Here is an 8,127-nt window from a genome sequence, read left to right on the forward strand (position 1 = left end):
GAAAGTGGCGCGGTTTTTAGGCAGGGAACCGCTTGAGCGATCCTGACGTTTAACATTTGACATACAATGAGGTTCAAATGGCCCGCAAATGTGACATCTGCCCCTTTGCCGAAAACCCCGGCTTTCAAGCTCCGTCCAAAGAAGACTGCGCCGTCGTCAAGATGCACCGGGTCGGTGAACTGCAAGTTGAGGCGGGGCGGCCGATCTTGGAGGAGGGCAGCGATCCGCAGCGGTTTTTCACTTTGCTGGAAGGGCAGGCGCTGCGCTATCACACGCTGGAAGATGGTCGCCGTCAGGTGCTGAATTTCCTGTTTCCGGGGGATTTGATCGGGCTGGAGCCGATCATGCTGGGGGCCTCAAGCCACGCGGTTGAGGCGCTGAGCCCGGTGACCCTGTGCGTCTTTGATCGCGCTCAGGTTTGGAAAATGTTTTCGCAAATGCCCGAACGCGCCTTCATGCTGACATGGCAGGTGGCACGCGAAGAGCATTTTCTGGGCGAGGCTCTGATCTCGGTCGGGCAGCGCTCGGCGCGCGAATCCCTGGCTTGGGCGTTTGTGTCGGTTTGGGACCGCGCCGGGCAGTCTGGCTTGGTCAAGGGGGGGCAAATGCCCTTTCCCGTGCGCCAACAGGATTTGGCCGATGCGCTGGGGCTGTCACTTGTGCACACCAATAAAACGCTTTCGCGGCTGCGCGCCGAAAATCTGGTCAAGTGGCGCGACGGCGTGTTGCGCCTGCCGGATCGCGACGCACTGGCTCGCGTCGGTTTGGTTGACGAAACTGTCATCAGAAAACGCATCTACCTGTAACGGTGAACGTACGGCGGAAAGGCTTGTCTGTCATCGCAGATGAGCCCCTGAATATGCGGGCTTTGTGTCTGTTTTCGCGAGGACGCGGCGCGAAGAGGTGCAAGCGGGAAATCTGCGTCACTTTGCTCCTTCATCCCTTTGAGAACGCTCAAATCTTCACGGAATGATCACGCCGAGATCACAAGGCAGAGAGTTTCGGCGCAATGGCCTGTATTTTTGCCCCTGATTTCAACCTTTCGCCCCTGAATTTGTTGATAAAAAAATTGAGTGTCGCAGGCGCGTGATAGGATTTGTTATTTAAAAACAAAAGGTTCCACGCTCAGGTGCGACATTTTGTCAAGTTTGATTGACCTGCGACAACCTGCCCTAGGTGACATTTCATCGCGCGTAAGACGGCTGTAAGACCGCCTTCAGATACGTGTGACGGAATGGGGAATAGAAAGGTATTCCAGGGTGTTTAAAAACTTGTACCAGCGCTCGCGCCACCTGACCCTTCCCGCCCTTTTGGCGGGTTCGGCTGTGTGGTTGTCGGGGTGCGCAGAGAATGGGGTCATGTCACCGCTCGGCCCCATCGCGGCGGCTGAAAAGTCGCATATGATTGTGTTCTTTCTCTGGATGCTTCCGGTGTGCCTGCCGATCCTGATCGGCCTGCCGTGGATCCTGATTAAATATCGCCGCAAGGGCGGCACCGGGGCTTATCATCCGGAATGGTCGCACTCGACCTTGGCTGAGGCCGTGATCTGGGGCGGCTCCAGTGTGGCCGTTGTCATTCTGGGCGTTCTTGTCTGGATGAACACGATCTCTGAGGACCCCTACAAGCATACGGGCGCAAACCCGATCAAGGTGCAGGTTGTCGGGTCCGAGTGGAAATGGATGTTCATTTACCCCGGCAAAATGGCGAGTGTGAACAAGGTCGTGCTGCCTGAAAATACTCCGGTTGAGTTTGACATCACCGCGACAGGCGCGATGCAAAGCTTCTGGATTCCGCGTCTGGCCGGGCAGATCTATGCCATGCCGGGCATGCAGACCAAGATGAACATGACCACCGGCGAACTGGCCCAACTTGAAGGCTTCAACAGCCAGTTCAACGGCGCCGCTTTCCCGCTGGACAAGTTCGAAGTCGACGTCGTGACCAAGGCTCAATATGACGCCTTCTTGCAAGAGCCGCGCAAGCCTTGGGCCGATCTGTTGACCCAGTTCAAAAAGGTCGCGACCTGGGACGGTCCGCAGATTTTTGACGCTCCGCCCAAAGGCTGGTGGGACAAGGCGTCGATGAACCCGGACCTCGCGAATGAGGGGGGGGCTGCAATTCTGCCCGACGCCGCGCCCGAGCAAAAGAAGATCGACGATGCCATTCGCAACGAGCTTCATATTTCCCAAAATCAATCCCAAGGGGACGCGCAATGAGTATTCTTGGTAGCCTCAAATGGGACGATATTTTTATCGTTCCCTTCTTTAAGGAGCCGTCGCTCTCGACCGGTATCGCGGCCGCCGCAGGCGGGATCGTGGTGCTGGGCGCGTTGGCGGTGCTGGTATTGCTGACCGTCAAGGGCTGGTGGAAGCCGCTTTGGACGCATTGGATCACCACGCTTGATCACAAGAAAATCGGTGTGATCTATATCGTACTGGCGGCGATCATGCTGATCCGGGGTATCCTGGAGGCGGTCGTGATGCGCGCTCAGCAGGTTGCGCCTGCACCGGGCTTTCTGTCGGTCGAACACCATGCCGAGCTGTTCTCGACCCATGGCACGATCATGATCTTCTTTGTCGCGATGCCGCTGTTGATCGGCTTGATCAACGTGGTGATGCCGCTGCAAATCGGCGCGCGCGATATGGAGTTCCCGTTCATGAACGCGATCTCGCTGTGGCTGTCGGTTGGCGGCGCGGCGCTGGTCATGGCCTCGCTGGTCGTTGGCCATTTTGAGACCGGTGGCTGGACGGCCTATCCGCCCTACACGGGCATCAAACTGTCGCCCAATGAGGGGGTGGATTACTGGATCTGGTCGCTGATGCTGACCGGTATCGGCACCACGCTGTCGGGCATCAACTTTGCCGTCACGATCTACAAGCAACGTGCCCCCGGCATGACGCTGATGAAGATGCCGATCTTTGCCTGGACGACGCTGTGCACCGCGATCCTGATGATCTATGCAATGGTGCCGCTGGCAGTCGCCTCGGTGATGCTGGCGCTGGATCGCCACGCGGGCTTCCACTTCTTCACCGCCACGCAGGGCGGCAACATGATGAACTTTGCCAACCTGTTCTGGCTGTTCGGTCACCCCGAAGTTTACATCCTGATCCTGCCGGCCTTTGGTGTGTTCAGCCATGTCATCCCGACCTTCTCGGGCAAGAAGCTGTATGGTTACACCTCGCTGGTCTGGGCGACAGTCGCGATTGCGGTGCTGTCCTTTACGGTTTGGGTTCACCACTTCTTCACGATGGGTCAGACCGCGCATCTCAACGCAATTTTCGGCATCGCTACGATGACGATTGGCGTGCCCACGGGTGTGAAAGTCTATAACTGGATGCTCACGATGTGGCGCGGCAAACTGCGCTTCTCGACGGCGATGCTGTTCTCGGCGGGCTTCATGTTCACCTTCGTGATCGGCGGGATTACGGGCGTCATGCTCGCCAACCCGGTGATCTCGTTTGCAGCCCATAACTCGCTGTTCTTGGTGGCGCACTTCCACAACATGCTTATTCCGGGCCTGCTGTTTGGGATGTTCGCGGGTATCAACTACTGGTTCCCGCTCGCGTTCGGCTTCCGTCTGGACGAAACGTGGGGGCGTCGCAGCTTCTGGCTGTGGATGGTTGGCTTTTACCTCACCTTCATGCCGCTCTATGCGATCGGTCTGATGGGGGCGCCGCGCCGGATGGCCTTCTTTACCGACCCGGCCTATCTGCCGTGGCTGTTAGTCTCGATGGTTGGTGCGCTTGCGGTGCTGGGCGGTTTGACCTCGCAGGTCATTCAGGTCTGGGTGTCGATCAAGAATCGCGAAAGCCTGATGGTGCCCGCGGGCGATCCGTGGGATGGCCGGGGTCTGGAATGGTCGCTGGGTTGCCCGGTGCCCGAACATGACTTCACCACGATCCCTAACATCACCTCCCGTGAGCCCTGGGTCGAGGCGAAAGAGCGCGGTTTGCGCGTCATGGAGCCGACCGAATTCGTCGACATCCACCTGCCCAAAAACACCTCCATGGGGTTCTTGGTCGCGATGGTGGCAACCGTTGGCGCCTTTGGCCTGATCTTTGAAATGTGGTGGCTGGGTGCGCTGTGCTGGATCGCGATGTTCGTGCTGGTGCTGATCCGCTCCTATGACACGGATTGGGAAAAAACCGTCACCGCCGAGGAGCTGCGTGCCGATTACGAGCGTCACAAGCATGTCGTCGAGACGACCCCCAAAGTCAGCCTTGATGACGAATTCACCACTAAGAACCGTGGCTTGGTCTTCGATATGGAGAAAGCAGTATGAGTGCGACAACCACCAATCTGGGGGCACATGCCCCCAGCGATCAGGGTCACGACCACGGCCACGCCCATGGTCATGACAAATCGGGGACGGTGATCTTCGGCTTCTGGATTTTCCTGATGTCCGACCTCATCGCGTTCTCGCTGTTCATCGCAACCTATGCCGATGCCGAATGGCATGGCATCGCCAGCGGCCCCAGCCCGCATCAGTTGTTCAGCCTTGGGCTGCCGACGGTGGAGACGATGGCGCTGTTGATCTCGACCTTCACCTTCGGGATTTGCACGCTGGGCATGAAATACAATGCCACCATGCGCCGCACGATCGGCTGGCTTGTGGTGACGCTGATCTTCGGCGCGATCTTCCTTGGGATTGAACTCTATGAATTCCACGAGTTCTGGATCGAGGGGAACACGCCGCAGGTCTCGGGCTTTCTGAGCGCCTATTACGCGCTGGTCGGGATGCACGGGCTGCACGTCACCAGCGGCATCATCTGGGGCCTTCTGTTGATCGTTCAGATGAAAACGATGGGCATGACCGAGCTGGTCAAAACCCGTCTGATGCGTCTGGGCCTGTTCTGGCACATGCTTGATATCGTGTGGATCGCGCTGTTTACGAAAATCTATCTGATGGGGGTGCTGTCATGAGTGCGGTTTCTTCTGATCTCGGCATGGATAGCGCCGAATATAAACGCGATATCGCGCGCTATGGCTGGGGCTTTGGCCTGTCGGTGGTGTTGACGCTGGCCTCTCTGGTCATCGTCGCGGGCGGGCTGTTTCCCGGCGTCGCCTGGGGCACGGTTGGCCTGTTGGGCATCGCCCAGCTTGTGATCCAGTTCTGGGCCTTCATGCACCTCGATTTCTCGATGGAATCGCGTCGCGATCTGTATCTGGTGATGTTCTCGTTCCTGATCGTGATCATTTTGGCGGGAGGCACGGTCTGGGTGCTGGCCGATCTGGCAAGCCGGATGGGCATGGGCGACATGAGCAAGATGTCTACGCCGATGGTCACCGATATGGGCACGCCTGCTACGCAGGCCCCTGCGACGGGGATGAAGGAGATGTCGGGCTCCAATTAAGAGCCAGACCTCGAACAGATCAGGAAAGGGCGGCCCTCGGGTCGCCCTTTTTCATGCGCGCTGCGTGACGTCTTGCGAGGCGAGCGACACCGCCTTGATCATTGCATGACACTCCAGTCCCGCGCGCAACCCAAGCGCGGCAACCGAGCGCGTGGTGAGGCGCGCCAACAGCCGTTCCTCCCCCAGCGCCAGTTGCACGAAAACCGAGGGGCCGTCGGGCGCGCCGATCGCCAGCACCGTGACGCGCAAGATATTGAGCGCCGAGACCTGCTCGGGCCGCGCCAGCGCCAGCGTCACATCCGCGCCGTGAATTTGCAGCCCCAATTGCGCACCGATCGGGGCGCTCGGCGCTTCAAGGAAAATCGCCCCGCCCGCCGTCTCGACCCGCGCCAGACCATCGCTGTCTTGCGCCACGACCCGCCCCGAAATCAGCGCTCCCGCCGCGCGTCCGCCAAAGCCCCCCGCCGCGCCCGGGTCGGCCAGCACATCGCGCGCCGGACCAAAGGCGCGCAGGTGCCCGTCCTCAAGCAGCGCGACAGAACTGGCCAGCCGCGCGACCTCGGCCGGGGCATGGCTGACATAGAGGATCGGTAGCTTGACCTCATCGCGCAGGGTCTCGAAATAGGGCAGGATCTCGGCTTTGCGCGCACTGTCGAGCGCTGCCAGCGGCTCGTCCATCAGCAACATGCGCGGCTTGGACAACAGCGCGCGCCCCAAAGCCACCCGCGCGGCCTCGCCCCCCGACAGCGCGCCGGGACGCCGATTCAGCAGCGCGCCAAGCCCAAGCATCTCGACCGCGCGATCAAAGCGGATCACGCCGGGGCCGGGGGCGGCAAAGCGTGCGCCGTAATTCAGGTTCGCGCGCACGTCGAGATGGGGAAACAGCCGCGCCTCTTGAAAGACATAGCCGATGCGGCGGCGATAGGGGGCAAGGTTGATGCCCGCCTCTGTGTCCAGCACCACATCGCCCCCCACCGCAATGCGCCCCCAATCGGGGCGCAGTAGCCCCGAAACCGCATTCACCACCGTGCTTTTGCCCGCGCCCGAATGGCCAAACAGCGCGGTGATCCCGCCCGGCGCGTTCAGCGCCAGATCCAGCGTGAAGCCCGCGAACCGATGTTTGAGCGCAATCTCAAGCATCGCGCCCCGCAATCCGGGCGGCAACCCGTTTGGCCAAAGCCTCTGAGACCAAAAGCGCGCCCAAGGCCAGCGTGATCGAGATCACCACCAGCTTCACCGCAGAGCCCTCGCCACCGGGCACCTGCAACGCGCTATAGATGGCCAGCGGCAGGGTCTGGGTCTGGCCGGGAATGTTGGACACGAAGGTGATCGTTGCGCCAAATTCGCCCATCGCCTTGGCAAAAGCGGTGATCGCCCCGGCAATAATGCCGGGCACGATCAGCGGCAGCGTAACGCTCACAAAGACCCAAAACCGCGACGCTCCCAGCGTGGAGGCCGCCGCCTCGAGCTTAGGGTCCACCGCCTCGATCGCCAACCGGATCGCACGCACCATCAGCGGGAATGCCATCACCCCCGCCGCCAGCGCCGCCCCCTTCCAGTCAAAGGCCAGCCGGATACCAATGCGCGCCAGCGCCGCCCCGATCACCCCATTGGGCGCAAAGCCCATCAACAGCAGATAGCCCGTCACAACGGGGGGCAATATCAGCGGCAGATGTACGATCCCGTTAAGCAATCCATGCCCCACAAAGCGCCCGCGTGCCAAAGCATAGGCCACCGCGACGCCCAGCGGCAGTGAACAGGCCGTGGCCACCCCCGCCACCTTGAGCGATAGCGTCACCGCCTGCCAATCCTGTGGCGAGAGCCAACTCACGGCAGAACCACGAACCCTTGGGCGCGAAAGATTTTGGCGGCTTGGGGGGTACGCAGCGCGGCATAAAAACTGCGCGCAGCTTGGCTGTCGCTCAGGCGCGCGGCGGGGTAGCGGATCGGCGGGTGGCTGCCCTTGGGGAAGGTCGTCACCACATGGACGCGCGGTTCGGCCACCGCATCGCTTTCATAGGTGATGCCATAGGGCGCGGCCCCGAGCGCCACCATCATCAGCGTGGCGCGCACATTGTCGCCCTGTGCCACATCGGGGGCGATGCCCTGCCAGAGCCCGAAATGCGCGAGCGCTGCCTTGCCATATTGACCCGCAGGCACCGCATCGACCAGCGCCATCGCCAACTTGCCGCCCTTTAACAAGGCTTTCAGATCGAGCTCGGAGGACAGCGTGACGGGGGGGGCGCTTTCATCATGCGCGATCACCACCAGATGATTGGCCAGCAAATCCTCGCGCGCCTTGATATCGCCCGTCTTGGCCACGACCTCCATCCAGCCGGGATTGGCCGAGATAAAGATATCGACGGGCGCCCCGGCCGCGATCTGGTGCGCCAGCGCCCCCGATCCAGCATAAGAGATATGCGCGACATTGCCGGTCTGCGCCTCCCAGCCTTGCGCCAACTCATCCAGCGCCGTCTTCATCGAGGCGGCGGCAAACACCGTTACCTCACCAGCGCGCGCGGGCAGGGCAAAACCGAGGGAGAACAACAACAGAGCGAGGAACCGGATCATGGGCGCAGACCTTTTGCAAAGCCGATATGTTTGAGAGAACATATTGCATACTGTATATCTATGACAAGCCGCTTTTCGCCCGCCGACTCTGTTGCACAAATCAGCTGCCGGACATAGTTCCCCTTTCCCCAGACGGATTCACCCCACCTTTTTCGTGACGGGGATGCCAAGGGCGGTGTAGCCATTCAGGATCGCGATACGCACC

The 8,127-nt window shown here is 60.6% G+C and carries 8 protein-coding genes; 5 read left to right on the top strand and 3 right to left on the bottom strand.

Features of this window, described 5'->3' with window-relative positions; genetic code table 11:
- Window positions 1-77: 77 nt before the first annotated feature.
- The 5 genes from AB4874_RS02870 to AB4874_RS02890 all read left to right on the top strand — a co-directional run bounded on the left by AB4874_RS02870 (window position 78) and on the right by AB4874_RS02890 (window position 5,351).
- On the top strand, window positions 78-806 hold the full coding sequence (locus tag AB4874_RS02870; RefSeq protein WP_368390851.1) for a Crp/Fnr family transcriptional regulator: 729 nt from the start codon (window positions 78-80) through the stop codon (window positions 804-806).
- Between the two features lie 552 nt (window positions 807-1,358).
- A complete protein-coding gene (locus AB4874_RS02875) occupies window positions 1,359-2,213 on the top strand; it encodes a cytochrome ubiquinol oxidase subunit II family protein (protein ID WP_295536654.1) in 855 nt (284 codons plus the stop codon).
- Entirely contained in the window at window positions 2,210-4,279 is a 2,070-nt protein-coding gene (locus AB4874_RS02880) for a cbb3-type cytochrome c oxidase subunit I (RefSeq protein ID WP_295536651.1), read from the top strand. Before AB4874_RS02875 ends, AB4874_RS02880 begins: the two co-directional genes overlap by 4 nt.
- Window positions 4,276-4,920, top strand: a complete 645-nt coding sequence (locus AB4874_RS02885) for a cytochrome c oxidase subunit 3 (protein ID WP_295536648.1) — start codon at window positions 4,276-4,278, stop codon at window positions 4,918-4,920. The genes AB4874_RS02880 and AB4874_RS02885 overlap by 4 nt, the downstream gene beginning before the upstream one ends.
- Window positions 4,917-5,351 (top strand): cytochrome o ubiquinol oxidase subunit IV, encoded by a 435-nt coding sequence (locus tag AB4874_RS02890; RefSeq protein ID WP_295536645.1) that lies wholly within the window; start codon window positions 4,917-4,919, stop codon window positions 5,349-5,351. The genes AB4874_RS02885 and AB4874_RS02890 overlap by 4 nt, the downstream gene beginning before the upstream one ends.
- Before the next feature lie 51 nt (window positions 5,352-5,402).
- Here the strand turns inward: AB4874_RS02890 and modC are convergent, their stop codons facing one another.
- From modC to modA, 3 genes are read right to left on the bottom strand one after another with little or no spacing between them, the layout of a single operon-like run.
- Window positions 5,403-6,491 (bottom strand): molybdenum ABC transporter ATP-binding protein, encoded by a 1,089-nt coding sequence (gene modC / locus AB4874_RS02895; protein WP_368390852.1) that lies wholly within the window; start codon window positions 6,489-6,491, stop codon window positions 5,403-5,405.
- The gene (gene modB / locus AB4874_RS02900; RefSeq protein ID WP_368390853.1) at window positions 6,484-7,182 is read right to left on the bottom strand and encodes a molybdate ABC transporter permease subunit; all 699 of its coding nucleotides are present in this window, start codon (window positions 7,180-7,182) and stop codon (window positions 6,484-6,486) included. The genes modC and modB overlap by 8 nt, the downstream gene beginning before the upstream one ends.
- The gene (modA, locus tag AB4874_RS02905; protein WP_368390854.1) at window positions 7,179-7,922 is read right to left on the bottom strand and encodes a molybdate ABC transporter substrate-binding protein; all 744 of its coding nucleotides are present in this window, start codon (window positions 7,920-7,922) and stop codon (window positions 7,179-7,181) included. The genes modB and modA overlap by 4 nt, the downstream gene beginning before the upstream one ends.
- Window positions 7,923-8,127: the final 205 nt, after the last annotated feature.

It is taken from the genome of Thioclava arctica, assembly GCF_040892615.1.
Taxonomy (GTDB): Bacteria; Pseudomonadota; Alphaproteobacteria; order Rhodobacterales; family Rhodobacteraceae; genus Thioclava; species Thioclava arctica.

What these genes read in the sequence shown, in the direction of transcription:
- AB4874_RS02890 (WP_295536645.1), top strand. Translation starts at nt 4,917, where the DNA reads ATGAGTGCGGTTTCTTCTGATCTCGGCATGGATAGCGCCGAATATAAA.
- AB4874_RS02880 (WP_295536651.1), top strand. Translation starts at nt 2,210, where the DNA reads ATGAGTATTCTTGGTAGCCTCAAATGGGACGATATTTTTATCGTTCCC.
- AB4874_RS02885 (WP_295536648.1), top strand. Translation starts at nt 4,276, where the DNA reads ATGAGTGCGACAACCACCAATCTGGGGGCACATGCCCCCAGCGATCAG.
- modC (WP_368390852.1), bottom strand. Translation starts at nt 6,491, where the DNA reads ATGCTTGAGATTGCGCTCAAACATCGGTTCGCGGGCTTCACGCTGGAT.
- AB4874_RS02875 (WP_295536654.1), top strand. Translation starts at nt 1,359, where the DNA reads ATGTCACCGCTCGGCCCCATCGCGGCGGCTGAAAAGTCGCATATGATT.
- modA (WP_368390854.1), bottom strand. Translation starts at nt 7,922, where the DNA reads ATGATCCGGTTCCTCGCTCTGTTGTTGTTCTCCCTCGGTTTTGCCCTG.
- AB4874_RS02870 (WP_368390851.1), top strand. Translation starts at nt 78, where the DNA reads ATGGCCCGCAAATGTGACATCTGCCCCTTTGCCGAAAACCCCGGCTTT.